Annotated in this window: 15 protein-coding genes; 3 read left to right on the top strand and 12 right to left on the bottom strand. The window is 65.7% G+C overall.

Going from position 1 to position 18,850, the window contains the following annotated elements; translation table 11 throughout:
* Positions 1-24: 24 nt before the first annotated feature.
* From ACXJMY_RS03975 to ACXJMY_RS03990, 4 genes are read right to left on the bottom strand one after another with little or no spacing between them, the layout of a single operon-like run.
* Positions 25-1,461, bottom strand: coding sequence for an MmgE/PrpD family protein (locus tag ACXJMY_RS03975; RefSeq protein WP_456618020.1), 1,437 nt, complete (start codon positions 1,459-1,461; stop codon positions 25-27).
* Between the two features lie 17 nt (positions 1,462-1,478).
* Positions 1,479-2,933, bottom strand: a complete 1,455-nt coding sequence (locus tag ACXJMY_RS03980; RefSeq protein WP_456618021.1) for an MmgE/PrpD family protein — start codon at positions 2,931-2,933, stop codon at positions 1,479-1,481.
* A complete protein-coding gene (locus tag ACXJMY_RS03985; RefSeq protein ID WP_456618022.1) occupies positions 2,923-3,957 on the bottom strand; it encodes a PdxA family dehydrogenase in 1,035 nt (344 codons plus the stop codon). The genes ACXJMY_RS03980 and ACXJMY_RS03985 overlap by 11 nt, the downstream gene beginning before the upstream one ends.
* A gap of 17 nt (positions 3,958-3,974) precedes the next feature.
* Positions 3,975-5,288 (bottom strand): cation:dicarboxylate symporter family transporter, encoded by a 1,314-nt coding sequence (locus ACXJMY_RS03990; protein ID WP_456618023.1) that lies wholly within the window; start codon positions 5,286-5,288, stop codon positions 3,975-3,977.
* A 136-nt stretch (positions 5,289-5,424) separates the two neighbouring features.
* On the opposite strand from ACXJMY_RS03990, the gene ACXJMY_RS03995 reads away from it, so the two are divergent.
* A complete protein-coding gene (locus tag ACXJMY_RS03995; protein WP_456618024.1) occupies positions 5,425-6,390 on the top strand; it encodes a LysR family transcriptional regulator in 966 nt (321 codons plus the stop codon).
* A gap of 66 nt (positions 6,391-6,456) precedes the next feature.
* Positions 6,457-7,356, top strand: a complete 900-nt coding sequence (locus ACXJMY_RS04000; protein WP_456618025.1) for a LysR substrate-binding domain-containing protein — start codon at positions 6,457-6,459, stop codon at positions 7,354-7,356.
* Positions 7,357-7,576: 220 nt separating this feature from the next.
* Here ACXJMY_RS04000 and ACXJMY_RS04005 read toward each other — a convergent pair whose 3' ends face one another.
* The 8 genes from ACXJMY_RS04005 to ACXJMY_RS04040 all read right to left on the bottom strand — a co-directional run bounded on the left by ACXJMY_RS04005 (position 7,577) and on the right by ACXJMY_RS04040 (position 17,106).
* Positions 7,577-9,067, bottom strand: a complete 1,491-nt coding sequence (locus ACXJMY_RS04005; protein ID WP_456618026.1) for an amidase — start codon at positions 9,065-9,067, stop codon at positions 7,577-7,579.
* A gap of 16 nt (positions 9,068-9,083) precedes the next feature.
* Entirely contained in the window at positions 9,084-9,881 is a 798-nt protein-coding gene (locus ACXJMY_RS04010) for an FAD binding domain-containing protein (RefSeq protein WP_456618027.1), read from the bottom strand.
* A gap of 11 nt (positions 9,882-9,892) precedes the next feature.
* Positions 9,893-12,280, bottom strand: a complete 2,388-nt coding sequence (locus ACXJMY_RS04015) for a xanthine dehydrogenase family protein molybdopterin-binding subunit (RefSeq protein WP_456618028.1) — start codon at positions 12,278-12,280, stop codon at positions 9,893-9,895.
* A gap of 2 nt (positions 12,281-12,282) precedes the next feature.
* Positions 12,283-12,768 carry a (2Fe-2S)-binding protein gene (locus tag ACXJMY_RS04020; protein WP_456618029.1) on the bottom strand — a complete coding sequence of 162 codons (486 nt, stop codon included), beginning with the start codon at positions 12,766-12,768 and terminating at the stop codon, positions 12,283-12,285.
* 27 nt (positions 12,769-12,795) lie between these two features.
* Positions 12,796-13,899, bottom strand: a complete 1,104-nt coding sequence (locus tag ACXJMY_RS04025) for an ABC transporter ATP-binding protein (RefSeq protein WP_456618030.1) — start codon at positions 13,897-13,899, stop codon at positions 12,796-12,798.
* 7 nt (positions 13,900-13,906) lie between these two features.
* Positions 13,907-14,797: an ABC transporter permease gene (locus ACXJMY_RS04030; protein WP_456618031.1), complete on the bottom strand. Its 891-nt coding sequence runs from the start codon at positions 14,795-14,797 to the stop codon at positions 13,907-13,909.
* Entirely contained in the window at positions 14,794-15,672 is an 879-nt protein-coding gene (locus tag ACXJMY_RS04035; protein ID WP_456618032.1) for an ABC transporter permease, read from the bottom strand. Before ACXJMY_RS04035 ends, ACXJMY_RS04030 begins: the two co-directional genes overlap by 4 nt.
* A gap of 84 nt (positions 15,673-15,756) precedes the next feature.
* Complete coding sequence (locus tag ACXJMY_RS04040; RefSeq protein WP_456618033.1) at positions 15,757-17,106, bottom strand: ABC transporter substrate-binding protein; 1,350 nt, start codon at positions 17,104-17,106, stop codon at positions 15,757-15,759.
* 247 nt (positions 17,107-17,353) lie between these two features.
* On the opposite strand from ACXJMY_RS04040, the gene ACXJMY_RS04045 reads away from it, so the two are divergent.
* Positions 17,354-18,844, top strand: a complete 1,491-nt coding sequence (locus ACXJMY_RS04045) for a hypothetical protein (RefSeq protein ID WP_456618034.1) — start codon at positions 17,354-17,356, stop codon at positions 18,842-18,844.
* Positions 18,845-18,850 lie beyond the last annotated feature (6 nt).

Here is an 18,850-nt window from a genome sequence, read left to right on the forward strand (position 1 = left end):
TTTGTCTTGTTATTGATTGAATCATCATGCCGTCAGCAATGGCCTCAATTGTCCGACGTCGTCAAGCCGTTCGAGATTGGCGATCTGCTCGATCAGCTTCTCGGCCCTGTCGCCACCCAGCACCGGCGCGATCAGGTCCCGCGTCTTCGCCGCCACTGCTTCCGTGCTCAGCGGATTCTCCTTGGTACCCGGCGGGTACTTCGTGAAGTGCTCGACCTTCCTGCCATCGGTTAATGTCACCTCGACGACAGCACCGCGCGGCGCGGCCGGATCCATCAGCGCCTTGTCGCCGGCCAGCGTCACCTTGGCGCGCTGCTCGAGAATCTTCGGGTCATGCATCAGCGCGACGTCGTGGCTGTCGGTGAACGACACGGCACCCTTGACCAGCGCGACCGCAACGAGGTGCTGGCAATTGACGTCGGGCATCGCGCTCTCGCCCACGATCCCCATCGCATCGGTCGGCAGCTTGACCAGGATGCTACGAACGTTATCTGGCGTGAGGCTGTGCTGCTTGCGCAGCGTCAGGGTCGCATCCAGCGGCGACTGGATGGGATAGCCGACCGAAAAGGTCTTGATCGCCGTCTCCGTGACGTAGAAGCGGCTGCCGAGATCCTTGACCATCTCCTCGGGCTTCGGATCGCTCGACAGCGCGATGAAGAGGTTATGGGTGCCGTCGAGCACGTCGTCGACGCCGGTCAGGCCGTTCTTGACCATGTCGACGGCCATCACGCCGTTGCGGGCGCCCATGCCGGCGAAATCGAACGCCTTCTCGATATGGTCCTTGTCCTTGACCCAGCTCCAGAGGCCGGACACCTGCTGCGACGAATAGGAGATCGCGTAGCGCATCCCCTTCTCGTCGAGCCGCGCCAGCGATGCGGCGGCGCCGAGCGCGCCGAAGGTCGACGACGTTCCCTCGGCGCTCCGATGCGAGCCGCGCACGAGATCCGGCCCCAGCGCCATCAGCAGGCGGCAGGTCAGGTCGTAGCCGAGCGCGACCGCGCGGATGACATCCTGGCCGCTGCGATGCTCCCGCTCGGCCATTGCGAGCGCGGCCGGCACCACGGCCGATCCCGGATGCGCCTTGGTCACAGGCTCGAAGTCGTCGGTCTCGTCGGCATGAGCGCACATGGCGTTGGCCAGCGCCGCATTGACCGCCGTGGTCCGGAAGTCGGAGCCGACCACGGAGGCCTGCGCGTCGCCGCCGAGCGTACGAACATATTTCAGCGCCATCTCGCCCGGCCGCATGCGCGAGCCGGACACCATCGCGCCGAGCGTATCGAGAATGCGATGCTTGCATTCGAGCACCACCTGCCCGGGCAGCTCCTGATCGCGCGCAGCGACCATGTAGCGAGCGAGCCGCTCGGTGACGCCTGGGCCCGCCGCGCGAGCCGTGCGGCCGCCAGTTGCAGCGAGAGCGGCAATCGAGCCGGCGGATTGAAGGAAACGGCGGCGTGAGGGCATTCCCAGTAACTCCAGAATCAAGATGAGACCGACATCTTGGCGATTTCCGCCGCGCTGACCAGACCTTCGACATTCCAGCATGCATCCATGACACGCCTGACCATCGCAGCAGGAATGATGCCGTCCGCGAGATCGGAGAACTTGGTCTCGAGCTGCTTGTCGGTCATCGGCACCTCGACGCTGCCGATGGCGTGCTCGATGTACCGGTTGAGCTTGCGCCCATCCTTGAGCACGATGGTGAGATCGACCTGCTCAGGCTTGATGCCGGCCGTGATGACAGGATTGACCTTGCCGCGCAGCGCGACAATGGTCGGATCGGTCACGGCGCGGTCGCTGAACTGCTTCTCGCCGCCGGCGCCCTCGATGATCGCGACCGCGACGGCGTGGTAGATGCTGAACTTGCCTTCCAGCCCCTGCTGCGGCGTCTTCTTGCCGGTGAGCTCCAGCACCAGCGGATGGACCTTGAGGTCGACACGCTCGATCTGGTCCGCCGTCACCTTGTTCTCGTTGCGGAGCTGGATCGCGGCATCGATCGCCGGATGCAGCACGATGCCGCAGGCGAACGGCTTGTAGGTGTTGAGTGCGGCCTCATAGCGCTTGCCGAGGTCGCCCAGGATCTCGTTGTAGTCCTGCTTGGTGCTGATCGTGTTGGCCCAGCCGCGCTTGGCCTCGATCATCGCGTCGGACGAGGTGAAATTCTTCGAGGCCAGAATGGCCGCGAAGATGCCGCTGGAGGCGGCGCGGCCCGGGTTGAAACTCTTGTTCATCGAGCCGAAGGATTCGCGAAGACCCACGGGCTGGGAAGCGGCCAGTCCAAGCGCCCATGTCATCTGCTGCTCGTTCAACTTCAACAGCTTGCCGACGGCGGCCGCCGCGCCGAACACGCCGGCCGTGCCGGTGATGTGCCAGCCGACATCGTAATGGTTGGGATAGACGGAATTGCCGATCCTGCACTCGGTCTCGACGCCGAGCACCAGCGCGTTCAAAAATTCCTTGCCGGAGACCGGCTGCATTTCCGACAGCGCGAGAATGGCCGAGGCGACGGGACCCGCGGGATGGATGATCGTCTTCAGATGCGTGTCGTCATAGTCGAAGATGTGGCTGGACACGCCGTTGATGAAGGCCGCGTTCATGATGTCGAACCGCTCGCGCCGCCCGAACAGGGAGGCCTGCTGCGGGCCCGAGAACGGGCCGAGCGCGGCGACCGCAATGTCGACGGTCTGGTGATGCGAACCGCCGATCGCGACGCCGACCCAGTTCAGAAGGGTGCGGACGCCTTCCTTGCGGACATTGGCAGGCAGGTCGTCATAACTTGCGGTGACGATATAATGCGCCAGCGCACGCGTGACCTCCTTTGGCGGCGCGGCCGCGGGCACCGCGGCCGGGGTTTGTGCGAAAGCAGTGCTGGTGCCGACGGTCGCGAGCGGGAGCGCGGCCACGGCCTGAAGCAGGGTCCTGCGATCAGTGTGCATAAGATGCCTCCTTGACCTTGATCGATACCAGTTGGGCCGCGAGACGGACCGCGCTTTCCAGCGCGCCGGTCTTGGCCACGCCCTGGCCTACGATATCGAACGCCGTGCCGTGCGACGGCGTGGTGAAAACGGTCTCGAGGCCGGCGGTGACGGTGACGCCGCGATTGAAGCCGCGCAGCTTGGTCGCGATCTGGCCCTGGTCGTGATACATCGCGACCACGCTGTCGAACTCGCCGGCGAAGGCCCGGACATAGACGGTGTCGGCTGGATACGGTCCCGTGCAGGCAATCCCGGTCTTCGCAGCCGCTTCCACGGTCGGCCGGATCATCTCGATCTCGTCACGGCCGAACAGGCCACCCTCACCGGCATGCGGGTTGAGCGCGGCCACCGCGATGCGCGGCTTGGCGACGCCGGCTTTCCGCATCATGCGGTCCACCAGCGCGATCGAGTCGGTGATGCTCGCCGGGTTGATGCCGTCGAGCGCCTCGCGCAGCGACTGATGCCCGGTGACGCGGGACATCCATTGTCCGTCCAGCACGTTCATCTCGGAGAAGTAGGTCTTGTGGCCGAGCAGGCTCGCGAACATCTTGTGCTCGTCGGGAAACTTCCAGCCGCCGTCGAACATCGCGCGCTTGTTGAGCGGCGCAAACGTGATCGCATCGACTTCGCCAGCCTTGGAGAAATCGATCGCGCGCGCCAGCGTCTCGCCGGTGAGCCGGCCCGACTCGGCGCTGGCCTTGCCGATCGGGAATTTGGCGGGGTCGGTGTTGCCGAGATCGACGAGCTGCACCGTGCCTCGGCCCCATGAAGCGGCCTTGGGCGAAGATATCCGCTCGACCGTCAGCTTCACCCCGGCCTGCGCCATACCCATCTCGAGCACGCGGGCGTCGCCGATGACGACAAGGCGCGCGGCGTCAGCGAGCCGGTCGTCGGAGAGAATGCGCGCGATCTGCTCGGGGCCGATGCCGGTGCAATCGCCCGGCGTCAGCGCGACGACGGGCAGTTCATTGGTGTTGGTGGTCATTTGGAAGCCTTGGATCCTTACTTCACTGTCTGGATTTGCGCGGCGGACTGAGTCCAGTCCTCCCGGTTGAATTCCCCATCCCACTTCGCGACGACGATGGCGGCCACGGCGTTGCCGATGGTGTTGGTGATGGCACGCGCCAGCGACATGAAGCGGTCGATGCCGAGCAGCAGCGCCAGTCCCTCCGCCGGCAGCCCCGCGGCGACCACGGTCGCGGCCAGCGCAGCGAACGCACCGCCGGTGACGCCGGCAGCGCCCTTGCTCGTGAACAGCATCACCACGAACAGGCTCAGCTGCTGTGCGGCGGTCAGCTCGACGCCGTAGACCTGGGCGACGAAGATGGTCGAGAGCGGCAGCGTCAGCGCGACGCCGTCGAGATTGAAGGAATAGCCGGAGGGAATGACGAGGCCGGCGACCGCACGCCCCACGCCTGCCTTCGGCAGCTTCTCCATCATGCCGGGGATCGCGGTTTCCGACGACGAGGTGCCGAGCACGACCAGCAGCTCGGTCCGCAACAGCCGCAGCAAATCCATCAGGCGGATTCCGACCAGGCGGCAGATCGTCCCGAGAATGACGAAGATGAAGAAGGCCATCATCGCCCAGGCGGTACCGACCAGCAACGCCAGCGCATACAGCGTGGCGGCGCCGAATTTCGCCACCGTGAAGGCCATGGCGCCGAAGGCGCCGATCGGAGCCAGCGCCACCACGACATGGACGACGCTGAACACGAGCTCGGTCACCCGTTCCATGCCGGTCCGCAATGGCGCAGCCTTCTCGCCGAGCAGCAACAGGCCGATGCCGCAGAGCAGCGCAAGCACGAGCACCTGGAGCACGTCGCCGGCGGCAAACGCACCGACAAAGCTTTCCGGGATCATGTGCTGGATGTAGGCCGACAGCGAGCCGACATGGGCTTGCGAGTAGCGGGCGACGGTCTCGGCCTGCTGCGCGGTCGCATGCGCCACGCCCGCGCCGGGCTGGACCCAGCGCACCACGACGAAGCTGAACAGCAGGCACAGTGTCGTCACCACCTCGAAATAGACGAAGGCCTTGAGGCCGATGCGGCCCACGGCCTTCATGTCTCCGACCTGTGCGATGCCGGTGACCACGACCAGGAAGATCAGCGGCGCGATCGTCATCTTGATCAGCGAAATGAAGGCGTCGGCAAGCGGCTTGAATTCGACGGCAACGGTCGGAAGGAGGGCGCCGAACAGGACGCCGAGCGCGGCGCCGGCAATCACCAGGACATATTGCTCGCGCCAGAGCGGCTTGCGGCGGCCTTCGGTAACCGGCCTCGAGATGGGCTCGGACAGCGGCGTTGCGGCGACCTGCAATTTGCTTCCCTCCAACGGCATCGTCGCGCCATGCGTCGATGGCGCTTTGTTCTTGTCTTCCGATGCCGTTTACATTGGACCAGCGGTCTTTCAGGCGCTAATGCCGTATCGGTATGATTTAAGGACAAAACGTCATATGGACCTGATTTGGCTGGAGGATTTCCTTGCCATCGCCGAGGAGGGCGGGTTCTCGCGCGCCTCCCAGCGCCGGCATGTGACCCAGCCGGCGCTGAGCCGCCGCATCAGGTCGCTCGAAGAGTGGCTGGGAACGGCGCTGTTCGAGCGCTCGACGCACACGATCACGCTGACGCCGGCCGGCGAGAGTTTTCGCTCCGTTGCCGAGGACGTGCTGCGCCGGGTGCTGGTCGGACGCGAGGAAGCGCTGGAAGTGGCGCGGCTGAAGGCCGAGACCATCACCTTTGCCGCCACGCATGCGCTGTCACAAACGTTTTTCCCGGAATGGATTCGCAACGCGGACAGTGCACGTGCCGGCTCGGCCGTGCAGCTCGTCGCCTCCAATTTCGCCGGCTGCGAAAAGCTGCTGCTGGATGCGCAGGCGCACTTCCTGCTGTCACACCATCATCCGTCGCTGGTGAGCCGGCTCGACATGGACCGCTTCCAGCGCATCGAACTCTCGACCGACGTGCTGGTCCCGATCAGCGCGCCGATCGCCCGGCCCGCGCGCGGCGGACGCCGCAGCAAGGCAAAACCGCGCTATGCCCTGCCCGGCGCGGCCGGTGCGGCGCTGCCCTATCTCGCCTACCACCCCGGCTCCGGCGTCGGACGAATCGTCACATCGTTCCTGGCGACCAAGGATCCGGCGGCCTGGCTCGTTCCGAGCTTCTCCGCGCCGGTCATGCTCTTGATCGACATGGCACGCGAGGGGCGCGGCATCACCTGGGCGCCGCTGAGCCTCGTGCGGCATGATCTCGAAAACGGCCGCCTGCTGCGCGCTGGCGGCACGGACTGGGATATCGCGATCAGCATCTCGCTGTTCCGCGTGCGTGCCCGCATGACCCGGGCGGCCGAGACTTTCTGGAACGCGGTACGCAAGGGCCGGTCGAGCGGAAAATCCGCCGCCACCGTCCCGCGAGCGAGGTAACGGACGAGCGGGCCGCGCGGCCGCTAGCATGGAAATTGCATAAAATCTGGGCGACATGGACGCCGCATGAACCTCATCAGTCTGGACATCCGCATGCTCCGGTCGCTGATCTCGGTGGTCGAGACCGGCAGCATCACCGAGACCGCGCGACGGCTGGGCCGCACCCAGCCGGCGATTACGCTGCAATTGCAGCGCCTGGAGGAGCTCACCGGCAAGCAGCTGTTCGAGCATGCCGGCCGCCGGCTGACACTGACCGAGGACGGCACCACGGTCCTCACCTACGCCAAATCCATCCTGCGGTTGCATGACGAGCTGATTTCGCAACTGGCGTCGCAGGAGATCGAGGGCCAGGTCGTGCTCGGCACGCCCGACCTCTACGCGGCGTTCATGCTGCCTTCGATCCTCAGCGTGTTCAGAAAGTCGTTTCCGCGCATCCAGGTCGAGCTCAACTGCGCGCTGTCGACGCCGCTGGTGGGCCTCGTCAAGCGCGGGGACGTCGACATCGCGCTCGTCACCCGCATGAACGACTTTACCGGCGGCCAGGTGGTGCGGCGCGAGCAGCTGGTCTGGATGACCGGCGAGCAATCCGCCGCGCACCAGGAGCGGCCCATTCCGCTGGCACTGCTGCCGCCGGGCAACATCTATCGCGACTACGCGATCGACACGCTCGAGCGTGCCAACCTGCGCTGGCGCATCGCCTGCGTCAGCGAAAGCGTCGGCGGATTGCAGGCCGCAGCCTTCGCCGGCATGGCCGTCACCGTGCTCGGCCGCAGCGCGCTGGTGCCGGCGATGCGCGAGATCGGCCCCAACGAAGGCCTGCCGCCGCTGCCGAAGGTCGAGCTCCTGCTCTACAAGTCCAGCGGCGCCACGTCGAAGGCCGCGACCGCGCTGCACGATTATCTCGCGCACTATCTGCGCCTGGACGAAGAGCTCAGCGGACGCGGCGTCCCGATCGAGCTGTCGTAAGGCGCAATGAGGTCAACCCGATCTGTCCCCGCATCGGTAGTGAGCTCCCTCGCCCCGCTCTTGCGGGGAGAGGGTTGGGGTGAGGGGCTCTATCGGCAAAGCCGGTGAAAGCTGGACTCGCGGAGAGTCCCCCTCACCCGGAATTCAAGCTGCGCTTGAATTCCGACCTCTCCCCGCAAGCGGGGCGAGGTAAGGCGGCGCCGACCTCGCCAAGTATGCCTCACGCCTTCGCACGCGCCAGATCCGGTTCGCGCAACGCCAGCGCCGGCCAAAATTTTGCCCAGGGCTGCGCCTGCTCGAACGCAGCGGCGATGCGGAAGATCGTCGGCTCGTCGAGCCAGGGGGCCACGATCTGCAAGCCGATCGGCAGGCCATCGCGGTCGAAGCCGCAGGGCAGCGTCGCCGCCGGAAGGCCGGCGAGGTTGATCGGCCAGGTGAAGGGCGACCAGCCGAGATGCGGATCGACCTTGCTGCCGTCGATCTCGTCGACGCCGATCTGGCCGGCCTCGAACGCGGTCACTGCGACCGTCGGTGTCACCAGCGCATCGACGCGCTCGAACAATTTCAGGAAGGCGTTGCGGGCCTGACCGCGCCGGTAGCCAGCCTCGATATAGTCCGTGCCAGTGTAATGGCGGCCGGCGCTGACGACGTCGCGATAGTCGGGCTCGCAACCCGCGAGGTCGGCCGTCGTCTTGCCGGCGACAGCAGCGGCCTGCTCCGTGAACGCGATCGGCTTCAGCGTGTGCTCGAGGATTCCGGGATCCAATCCCGGCCCGTCCATGCTCACCTCCGCGCCGCAGGATTCCAGCATCGCCAGCGCCTTGTTGAAAGCCGCGCGGACGTCGGGGCTGACGGCGGCATAACCGAAATCGGCGCTGGCGCCGATGCGCATGCCGTTCAACGGAACGGCATGCGTATCGAACCGCCGCGGCGACACCGGCAGGCTTGCGGGATCGCGCAAATCATAGCCCGCGATGATCTCCAGCGTCAGCGCGGCATCCGCGACCGTGCGGGTGATCGGTCCGGTATGCGCCAGCGAAGCCCAGGACGGCGGCGAAAAGCCGGGCGAGCGCGGCACCAGGCCGAAGGTCGGCTTGAGCCCGAACACGCCGCAGAACGACGAAGGCACGCGGATCGAGCCGACACCGTCGGTGCCGATCGCGATCGGACCGCAGCCGGCGGCCACACCGGCGGCCGCGCCGCCGCTCGATCCGCCGCTGGTGCGACCGGAATTCCATGGGTTTCGCGTGGTGCCGGTGACCGGGCTGTCCGCCGTCAGCTTGTAGCCGGACTCGCAGGTCGTGGTCTTGCAGGTGATGATTGCGCCGGAGGCCTTCAGCGACGACACCACGGCGGCATCGGCCTCGGGCACGAATGTCCTGTTCATCGGCGAGCCGCCATAGGCCGGCACACCCGCGACGAAGACGAGGTCCTTGATCGTGACCGGCACGCCGGCGAGCGGCCCCTTGGCTTCGCCCGCGCGCATTTCCCTGGTGAGACGGTCGGCCTCCGCCCTCGCCTGCTCGTACATCGGCGTCGCCACCGCGTTGCAGGCCTCATTCGTCGCCTCGAGCGCGGCGATGGTGTCGTCGACGACATCGCGCGGGGTGAACGCCTTGCGCCGGTAGCCGGCAACGATCTCGGTAGCAGAGAGCGCGCCGAGGCCAGTCGGCGCCGGCGGGAAGGCCGTTCGGCCGGAACCATCAGTCATCATCAACCCTAAGGAGCTAGCTGAGCGCCGCGTCGACGGCGCGCTTGGCCATGACCGTGACGAGATGCGCACGGTAATCGGCTTCGGCGTGGATATCGGAGGTGAGGCCGTCGGTATCGATCTTGATCACCGCGACCGCGGACGGATCGAAATTTTGCGACAGCGCCGCTTCCATCGGCGGCACCCGGAACACGCCCGCTCCTGCGCCGGTGACGGCGACGCGGACGCCATCGGCGAATTTCGCCACAAACACGCCGACCAGCGCATAGCGCGACGCCGGCGCCTTGAATTTGGCGTAGCCGGCCTTGAGCGGCACCGGAAAGCGGATCGCGGTGATGATCTCGCCCGGCTCGAGTGCGGTCTCGAACAGTCCGAGGAAGAATTTGTCGGCCGCGATCTCGCGCGCGCTGGTGACGATGGTGGCACCGAGGCCGAGAACGCCGGCCGGATAATCGGCCGCCGGATCGTTGTTGGCGACCGAGCCGCCGATGGTGCCGCGACTGCGTACGGCGGGATCACCGATCATGGACGCCAGCGCGGCGAGGCCGGGAATTTTCGTCTGCACCAGCTTCGATGCGGCCACGACCGCATGCGGAGTCATCGCACCGATGGTGATGGTGGCGCCATCATCGGTGATGCCTTTGAGGTCTGGCAGCTTTGAAAGATCGACCAGCGCGACCGGGCTGGCGAGCCGCTGCTTCAGCGTCGGGATCAGCGTCATGCCGCCGGCGACGGGCTTGCTGTCCTCGATCGAGGTCAAGAGCTTCGCGGCGTCGGGAATCTGGCCCGGCTGATGATAGGCAAACGGTTTCATTGTTGTCCTCCCTATTCCGCGGCGACCGGCAGTGACGCGTTCTGCAACAGGCGCCAGATCCGGTTCGGCGTGGCCGGCATGTCGACATGGGTGACGCCGAGATGCGCCAGCGCATCGACCACCGCGTTGATGACGGCCGCCGGCGAGCCGATGGTGCCGACCTCGCCGCAGCCCTTCACGCCCATCGGCGTGTGCGTGCAGAGCGTGGAATGGGTTTCGACCTTCATCATCGGCAGGTGGTCGGCGCGCGGCATGCAATAGTCCATCAGCGAGCCCGACAGCAGCTGGCCGGAGCCCTCGTCATACACCGCGTTCTCGAACAGCGCCTGGCCGACGCCCTGCACGATGCCGCCGTGCAACTGGCCCTCGACGATCATCGGATTGATCACCGTGCCGACGTCGTCCACCGCCGTATAGTTGACCAGCGTCACCGTGCCGGTCTCCGGATCGACCTCGACCTCGGCGATGTGGCAGCCGCCGGGATAGGTGAAGTTGACCGGATCGTAATAGGCCTGCTCCTCCAGCCCCGGCTCCAGCACTTCGAGCGGATAGTCATGCGGCACGTAAGCGGCGCCCGCGATCTCCTCGAACGTCTTGGTGCGGTCCGTGCCCGCGACCGAGAATTTTCCGGCCTCGAACTGGATATCGACTTCGGCGGCCTCGAGCAGATGAGCCGCGATCTTCTTGCCCTTGACGATCACCTTGTCCGTCGCCTTCGACAGCGCCGCGCCGCCGACCACCAGCGAGCGCGAGCCGTAGGTGCCCATGCCGAACTGCACGCGATCGGTATCGCCGAACACGATGTCGACATTCTCAAAGGACACGCCGAGCTTTTCCGAGACGATCTGCGCAAACGTCGTCTCATGGCCCTGGCCGTGATTGTGGGTGCCGATCATGACCGTGACCTGGCCGGTCGGATGAACGCGCACCGTGGCGCTCTCATAGAGACCGCCGCGCGCGCCGAGCCGTCCCGCGAAGCGCGAGGGCGCAAGACCGCAGGCCTCGACATAGGTCGAGTAGCCAAGCCCGCGGAATTTGCCTTTGCTGGCCGAGGCCGCCTTGCGCACGCCAAAATTCTTGACGTCGGCTGCGACGAGCGCGCCGTCGAGGCAGCCCATCGGATCACCGGAATCGTACTGTACCAGCACCGGCGTCTGGTACGGATAGGCCTCCTTCGGAATCATGTTGCGGCGGCGGATCTCGACGCGATCGATCCCCATTTCGCTGGCTGCGACATCGACGATGCGCTCCAGCACGAAGGTCGCCTCGGGACGGCCGGCGCCGCGATAGGCATCGACCGGGACGGTATTGGTGAACACCACCTTCACATTGCAGTAGATTGCGGGCGTGGTGTAGACGCCGCCGAGCAGCGGGCCATAGAGATTGGTCGGAATGTTCGGCCCGAAGGTCGAGAGATAGCCACCCATATTGGCGAGCGTGTTGACGCGGAAGGCGAGGAACTTGCCGGTCTCGTCGAGCGCGAGCTCCGCCTCGGTGACGTGATCACGGCCGTGCCGATCGGAGACGTAGCCTTCCGAGCGGCTCGCCACCCATTTGATCGGCCGCATCACCCGCTTGGCGGCCCAGGTGATCACGGCCTCCTCGCCGTAGTGGAATTGCTTGACGCCAAAGCCGCCGCCGACATCGGGCGCGACCACGCGCAGCTTGTGCTGCGGGATGTTCAGCACCAGCGCGCCCATCAGGAAGCGCACGACATGCGGAAACTGGCTGGTGGTCCACAGCGTGAAGCGATCGGTGCCGGGCTCATATTCCGCGATCGCCGCCCGCGGCTCCATCGGATTGCCGATCAGGCGGTTGTTGACCAGGCTGAGCTTTGCGACATGCGCCGCTTTCCGGAATGCGGTCTCGACCGCGGCCTTGTCGCCGAGCTCCCAGTCGCAGCAGATGTTGTTCGGCACATCGTCGAACAATTGCGGCGCGCCCGGCCGGACGGCCTCGAGCACGCCGACCACGGACGGCAGCACCTCGTAGTCGATCTTGAGCAGCTCGGCCGCCGCATTCGCCTGCTCCGGCGTCTCGGCAATAACGAAAGCCACCATGTCGCCGACAAAGCGCACCTTGTCCTGCGCCAGCATCGGGAACGGCGGCTCCTTCATCGGTACGCCCTTGGCGTCGGTAATGCCCCAGCCGCAGGGCAGCGAACCGAGTCCATCGTCGGCGACGTCATCCCCGGTCAGGACAGCGATGACGCCGGCTGCCGCAAGCGCCGCGCTCTTGTCGATGCCGCGCAGCTTCGCATGCCCATGCGGAGAGCGCACGAACACGCCGGCCGTCATGCCGGGACGCTTGATGTCGGAGACGTAATTGCCGCGGCCGGTGAGGAAGCGCTGGTCCTCTTTCCGCTTCGGTGAGGCGCCGATCCCGATCACATTGCCCATGGTCACTCTCCCTTGGCCGCGTTCATGGCGGCCGCGCCGGCCATCACTGAGACCACGATGTTCTGGTACCCGGTGCAGCGGCAGATATTGCCTTCGAGGCCGTGGCGGATTTCGGCTTCCGTCAGCGACGGCTTCTCGGTCGCGAGCGCCACCGCCGTCATCAGCATGCCGGGCGTGCAGAAGCCGCATTGCAGGCCATGATGCTCACGGAAAGCCTCCTGCATCGGATGCAGCCGGTTCGAGCCAGGCGCGCCTTGCAGGCCTTCGATGGTGAGCAAGGTCGCGCCGTCGAGCGCGGGCGCGAGCAACGTGCAGCTCTTCACCGGCAGCCCGTCGAGGTGCACGACACAGGCGCCGCACTGGCTGGTGTCGCAGCCGATATGGGTGCCGGTGAGGTGGAGCTGCTCGCGCAGCAGCTCGGCGACCAGCGTCGCCGGTTCGACATCCACCGTGGTTGGCCGGCCGTTGAGTGTGAAGGATATCTGCACGATAATACTCCTGTGCGCGACGGGGCTTTAGGCGAGTGGAAGCGCGCGGCCGGTGGCCCATGTGGCCAGCACGACATCGCCAACGGTGAAGGGGTCCGCGAAGAAGGTCTTTTCCGGCACGTAGGCCACGAACTCGTCGTCCGGCACGGTGTCGAGCATGACCTTGACGAAATAGCCCTGGTACTCGATCGCGAGCACCCGGCTCGGCAGCGACGTAGAGCCGGGCGGCAGCGCCTTGCCGGGCCGGACCAGCGCGACGTCGTCGCGGCGCACCGCGATATCGACCTTGTCGCCGACGCTGACCGTGGAGCGCGCCTGAAGCGGAACCTCGATGCCATCAGGCGCGGCCTGCGCGAGCGTAAAGCTCGAGCCATTCACCCGCTCGACCCGGCCCGACAGCACGTTCTGGCCGCCCATGAACTCGGCGACGTAACGGTCGTGCGGATGGGCGTAGACGTCGCGCGCGGCGCCGGCCTGCTTGATCCTGCCCTGCTCCATCACCACCACCAGGTCGGCGAGCGCAATCGCCTCGAGCTGGGTGTGGGTGACGTGAATGAAGGTGATGCCGAGCTCCCGCTGCATCCGCCGCAGCTCCTGGCGCATCTGCACGCGGAGCTGCTCGTCGAGCGCTGACAGCGGCTCGTCCAGCAGCAGCACGCGCGGCTCGGTGATCGCCGCGCGCGCCAGCGCAACGCGCTGCTGCTGGCCGCCGGAGAGCTGCGCCGGCAGCCGATCGGCGAATTGCGTCAGCCGCACTTTTTCGATCATGGCATCGGCTGCGCGCAGCCGGTCGGCCTTCGACATGCCGCGCACACGCAGCGCAAAGGCGATGTTCTCGCGCACCGTGAGATGCGGGAACAGCGCGTAGGACTGGAACATCATCGCGGTGCGCCGCTGCACCGGCGCCAACCCCACGACGTTCTGCCCACCAATGATGATCTCGCCCGCGGTCGGGTCCTCATGGCCGGCGATCATGCGCAGGATCGTGGTCTTGCCGCAGCCGGACGGGCCGATGAAGCAGCAATAGGCGCCGTCGGCGATCCTGAGATTGACGCCGTCGACCACGTTGGTCGCGCCGTCAAAGCTCTTGCAGATGCCCGCCAGTTCGATATCGCCGCGATCGCTCTTCATTCCCAGCTCAACCCTTTGCGCTGCTGCCGCGCTTCTTCTGGATCAGCACGATGCTGCCCAGGCTCGCGCCGATGACGATGAAGGAGACGATGGTCGTCACCGTGCCGAGCGCGTAGAGCGAGGGCGACGTGACGTTCAGCGTCATGCTCCAGATTTCCAGCGGCAGCGTGTTCAGCGAACCGGCGGTCTGGAGGCTGCGGGCGAACTCGTCGTAGGACAACGTGAAGCCGAACAGCGCGACCGCGACGAGGCCGGGCGCCAGCACCGGGATCATCACCAGCCGGATCGACTGCCAGCGGCTGGCGCCGAGATCGTAGGCCGCCTCCTCCCAGACGTGGTTGAAGCGCGACATCACCGCGAACATCACGAGCACGCCGAACGGCAGCGTCCAGGACAGCTGCGCGCCAAGCGCGGAGGTGTACCAGCTCGCATTCAGCCCGAGCGCCTGGAACAGGAGGCCCGTGCCGAGACCGAGCACGAGGCCCGGCGCGACCAGGCTGCCGATCATCATGTAGAACACGACGGTGTCGCCGCGGAAGCGCTTGCGAAAGCCGAGCCCGGCCAGGAACGAGACCACCACCGTGATGATGGTGACGATGACGGCGAGCTTGATGGAACGGTCGAACGAGCCCTTGACGTCGCCGGTCCGCACCTGGGTGAAAAGATCGACGAACCAGTGCAGCGAATGGCCCTTCATCGGAAACACCAGACCGCCGCGGATATCCTGGAACGACAGCACATAGATGCAGAACATCGGGCCGTAGAGCGCAATCACGTAAAGCGCGAACAGCGTCGCCAGCACGTAGAACGTCCAGGGTCGCTGCCCGCGGCTCGGCGCAATCGCCTTGCTTGTCGCGGGCGCGACCGTCTCGGGCATGCCGGCAGTTACCGCGCTCATCGCGTGATTTCCTGCCTGATGTCCACGGTGCGCAGGATCAGCGAGACGATCGCGACCAGCACCAGCGTCAGCAGCACCGCGCTTGCCGCTGCCGTCGGATATTGCAGCACGCCGACGTCCTCGTAGAACGCGCTCACCACCGAGGCCGAACCGCCGCCGGACATCACCTTGACCACGAAGAAATCGCCCATCACGATCGAGACCACGAAGATGGTGCCGAGCGCGATGCCGCTCTTGGACATCGGCACCACGATCAGGCGCATGATGTCGAAACGGCTGGCGCCGGCGTCGATCGCCGCCTCGATCAGCTTCTTGTCGATCCGCGCCATCGAATTGAAGATCGGCACGATCATGAAGATCGTGAGCTGGTGGACATAGGCGATGACCACCGCCAGATCGGAGAACAGCAGCACTTCCAGCGGCTGGCGGATCACCCCGAGCGCGAGCAGCGCCTGGTTGATCAGGCCTTCCTTGCCGAGCAGCGGAATCCAGGAAATCATCCGGATGATGTTGGAGGTCCAGAACGGCACCGTGCAGAGCAGAAACAGGCCGATCGCCAGCAGCTGGTTGCGAACGTGGAACACCAGGAAATAGGCGACGAAGAAGCCGATGATCAGGGTGAAGATCCAGGTCAGCACGGTGAACTTGATGGTCGCCAGATACAGCTTCAGCGTCAGCGCCGAATGCAGCACCTCGACATAGCTCGCCAATGTGAAGCCCGGCGTCAGCCCGCCGAAGCCGTCGGTGGCGAAGAAGCTCGCGGCCAGCACCACCAGGATCGGCGCCACGAAGAACGGCACGAGCACCAGGACCAGTGGCGACACGTAGAGCCAGCCGGCGAGATTTGCGCGTGATGGGTTTTGACTTGACTGCATGTCGGCAAAAGCCACGCTTCAGTTCGGTCTGTCTGCCGGCGCGTCGCCGCGCCGGCGCTCGTGTCAGGTCAGGGAAAGCAGGATTTACGCCACCTTGAAGTCGTTCCAGCGCTTGTTCATGTAGGCCGCCTCGTCCATCAGCGTGTTCCAGCACGAGATGTTCTTGACGCGATCCAGGAACGAGCCGCCGTCGCGCTTGGTGCCGGTCTTTTCCATCGGCACGCCGTAGGGATCGTTGATCACTTCCGGCGCGGGCTGGCCCTCGTACCAGAACGCCCATTCGGCCGGCGTCAGGAACTTCTTCGCGGTCGACGGCACCGGGCTGTAATAGCCGTAGCGTGCGACGAAGCCGCCCTGCCAACCCGAAAGATACCAGTTGAGATATTCGTAGGCTGCGTCGAGCTTCTTGCCGGAGAGGTGCTTCATCAGGCCCATGCCGTTGCACCAGCCGCGATAGCCTTCCTTGCCGTTCTTGACGTTGACCGGCGCATAGACGCAAGGGATCTCTTTCACGCGCACCGCGGCGACCGCCGGCGACCACATCGACTGGATGATCACCTCGCCCGCCGCCATCAGCTGCACCGACTGGTCGAAGGTGGTCCAGGTCGCGCGGAACTGGCCCTGCTTCTTCAGCTCGATCAGCTTGTTGCAGGTGAAGTCGATCTCCTCCTTGGTCATGTTGCCCTTGTTGCCGTACTTGATCAGGCCGGCGCTCTCGAAGCAGAGCGCGGCATCCATGATGCCGATCGCGGGCACGTCGAGGATCGCGGCCTTGCCCTTGAATTTCGGATCGATCAGATCCTTCCACTCGGTCACTTCATGGCCGACGAGATCGGGGCGATAGCCGATGGAGTCGGCGTTGTAGACTTGCGGCAGGAAGGTTGCCCATTCGGTGACGCCGTCGTTCAAATCGGTTGAATCGGGCTTCGCGATATACATGGCCTCGAAGGGCGAGATGCCCTGGCGCGGGATCTTGTGGCCGTCGATCTCGCCCTTGGTGAAGATCGGCAGGATGTTGTCGAAGTCCTTGATCTTCTTGACCTCGATGCCCTGGATGACGCCGCGCTTGGCGGCGAGCTTGGCCTGCCAGCCCTCGAGATCGGCGATATCGACCGTATTAGGCTGGCTTATGAAGCGGTTGATGGCGGCGGAGGTGTCGAGGTTCTGCATCGTCACCTTGAAGCCGAGATCCTTGGCCGCCTGGTCGCCGATCGCCTTCACCACGGAATAGGAAACGCCGACATGGCGGAGCTCGATGTCCTTGATCTCCTGGGCCCAGATGGTCGGGAATCCGCGGATCGCATCCGACCCTGCGGCCGCGCCGGCAACGGCCGCGGCACCCTTCAACAGCGTGCGCCGGCTCAGCTTTTTCGCAGACTTGTCGCTCGTCCCCGCCGGATTGGCAGTGGATGTCCCCTTGTCCCTGTCAAGCATGGCAACCCTCGTTGGTTACGATAAGCGCTCGCTCCGATCGTCATTGACCGGCTGCGGATGTGATCAATTGCGCGCGAGGCTATGGGCGGGGTTCTGCGAAGTAAAATTGGAAGTAAAAATCGGCCGCATAAACGCGGCTAATGGTTCTTCCCGGTGCATTTGGATTTGGCAGGGCGCATAAGAAGGCGTCAGGGACATGCATACAGGGCGGCGAATGCGACAGGTCCGGCCTTTTCGCGCAGCAGGTGTGACAGGGGCTGCGCTGCTCGTTGCCGCAACGTTGTGCGCGGCGCGCGCCGGCGGGACGCCGATCGCACCCACTGAGCTGAAAGCAATCGGCACGATCGATCCGCGCTTCCAGTCCTACAACATCGAGATGGTGGAGGTGACCGGCGGGCGGTTCTGGAGACCTTATCCGCGAACGATGCGCGTGCTCGCCGGGCGCGATCGTTACAGCGAGAGACTTCCGATCGATCTCGCCAACGCTCGTCTGCGCAGGCTTGCGGCGGCGTTGTCGCCAGCCTATCTGCGCGTGAGCGGCACCTGGGCCAATGCGACGTTCTTCGCCGGCAGCGAACAAGCACCAGCCGCACCGCCGCCGGGGTTTGACGCGGTGCTGAGCCGCGCGCAGTGGCGCGGCGTCGTCGACTTCGCGCGCGCGACTGATGCGGAGATCATCACCTCCTTCGCGGTCAGTCCCGGCAGCCGCGGTGCGGATGGCGCGTGGAGGCCGGATCAGGCGCAGCGTCTTGTCGATGACACGCGATCGCTGGGCGGCCACATCGCGGCCGCCGAGTTCATGAACGAGCCGACGCTCGCGGCGACGGGCGGAGCGCCGCAAGGATATGACGCGAAAGCCTATGTCCGCGATTTCGAGGTCTTTCGCGACTGGATACGGCGCGCGGCGCCGGAAACGCTGATCGTCGGCCCGGGCTCGGTCGGCGATTCCGCGTCCCCTTCCGCATCGGGTATTCGCACCCGCGACCTGCTCGCCAATTCCGGAGCCGACGTCGATCGCTTCTCCTACCATCACTACAACACGATCTCGCCACGCTGCGGCGGCCGCGACGCGCCGGCAGACGCGTTATCCGGAGAATGGCTCGCCCGCACCGATGCGACGCTGTCGATCTACCGCGGCCTGCGCGATGAATTCGCGCCCGGCAAACCGATCTGGCTGACGGAAACCGCCGATGCGGCTTGCGGCGGCAACCGCTGGGACAGGACGTTTCTCGACACCTTCCGCTATCTCGACCAGCTCGGACGCCTGGCACGAGCCGGGGTCCAGGTGGTGATGCACAACACGCTGGCGGCGAGCGATTACGGCCTGCTCGACGAGACGACGTTCCGCCCGCGACCGAACTACTGGGGCGCACTGCTCTGGCATCGGCTGATGGGAACGACGGTGCTCGACGCAAGCGCGGCGATGGCGCCCGACCTGCACGTCTATGCGCACTGCCATCCATCGACGCCCGGCGCCGTGACCGTGCTCGCGATCAACATCTCACACGGCGCATCGCGCGCGATCGTGCTGCCGCGTCCCGCCGACCGCTACACCTTGCAGGCAAGACGGCGGCAAGGCGCGACGGTGCAACTGAACGGCACGACGCTCGCGCTGACCGGCAGGGATGAGCTGCCGCACCTCGCCGGGCGGGCGACGGCAGCCGGTGCGGTCCGCCTCGCGCCTGAGACCATCACCTTCCTCGTCGTCGCGGGCGCTGCGAACCCCGCGTGCCGATGACCGCGC

The organism is Bradyrhizobium sp. P5_C12 (genome assembly GCF_054049735.1).

Excerpts from the sequence above, each read along its gene's own strand:
- ACXJMY_RS03975 (WP_456618020.1), bottom strand. The coding sequence starts at position 1,461 with ATGCCCTCACGCCGCCGTTTCCTTCAATCCGCCGGCTCGATTGCCGCT.
- ACXJMY_RS03980 (WP_456618021.1), bottom strand. The coding sequence starts at position 2,933 with ATGCACACTGATCGCAGGACCCTGCTTCAGGCCGTGGCCGCGCTCCCG.
- ACXJMY_RS03985 (WP_456618022.1), bottom strand. The coding sequence starts at position 3,957 with ATGACCACCAACACCAATGAACTGCCCGTCGTCGCGCTGACGCCGGGC.
- ACXJMY_RS03995 (WP_456618024.1), top strand. The coding sequence starts at position 5,425 with ATGGACCTGATTTGGCTGGAGGATTTCCTTGCCATCGCCGAGGAGGGC.
- ACXJMY_RS04000 (WP_456618025.1), top strand. The coding sequence starts at position 6,457 with ATGAACCTCATCAGTCTGGACATCCGCATGCTCCGGTCGCTGATCTCG.
- ACXJMY_RS04005 (WP_456618026.1), bottom strand. The coding sequence starts at position 9,067 with ATGACTGATGGTTCCGGCCGAACGGCCTTCCCGCCGGCGCCGACTGGC.
- ACXJMY_RS04010 (WP_456618027.1), bottom strand. The coding sequence starts at position 9,881 with ATGAAACCGTTTGCCTATCATCAGCCGGGCCAGATTCCCGACGCCGCG.
- ACXJMY_RS04015 (WP_456618028.1), bottom strand. The coding sequence starts at position 12,280 with ATGGGCAATGTGATCGGGATCGGCGCCTCACCGAAGCGGAAAGAGGAC.
- ACXJMY_RS04025 (WP_456618030.1), bottom strand. The coding sequence starts at position 13,899 with ATGAAGAGCGATCGCGGCGATATCGAACTGGCGGGCATCTGCAAGAGC.
- ACXJMY_RS04030 (WP_456618031.1), bottom strand. The coding sequence starts at position 14,797 with ATGAGCGCGGTAACTGCCGGCATGCCCGAGACGGTCGCGCCCGCGACA.
- ACXJMY_RS04035 (WP_456618032.1), bottom strand. The coding sequence starts at position 15,672 with ATGCAGTCAAGTCAAAACCCATCACGCGCAAATCTCGCCGGCTGGCTC.
- ACXJMY_RS04040 (WP_456618033.1), bottom strand. The coding sequence starts at position 17,106 with ATGCTTGACAGGGACAAGGGGACATCCACTGCCAATCCGGCGGGGACG.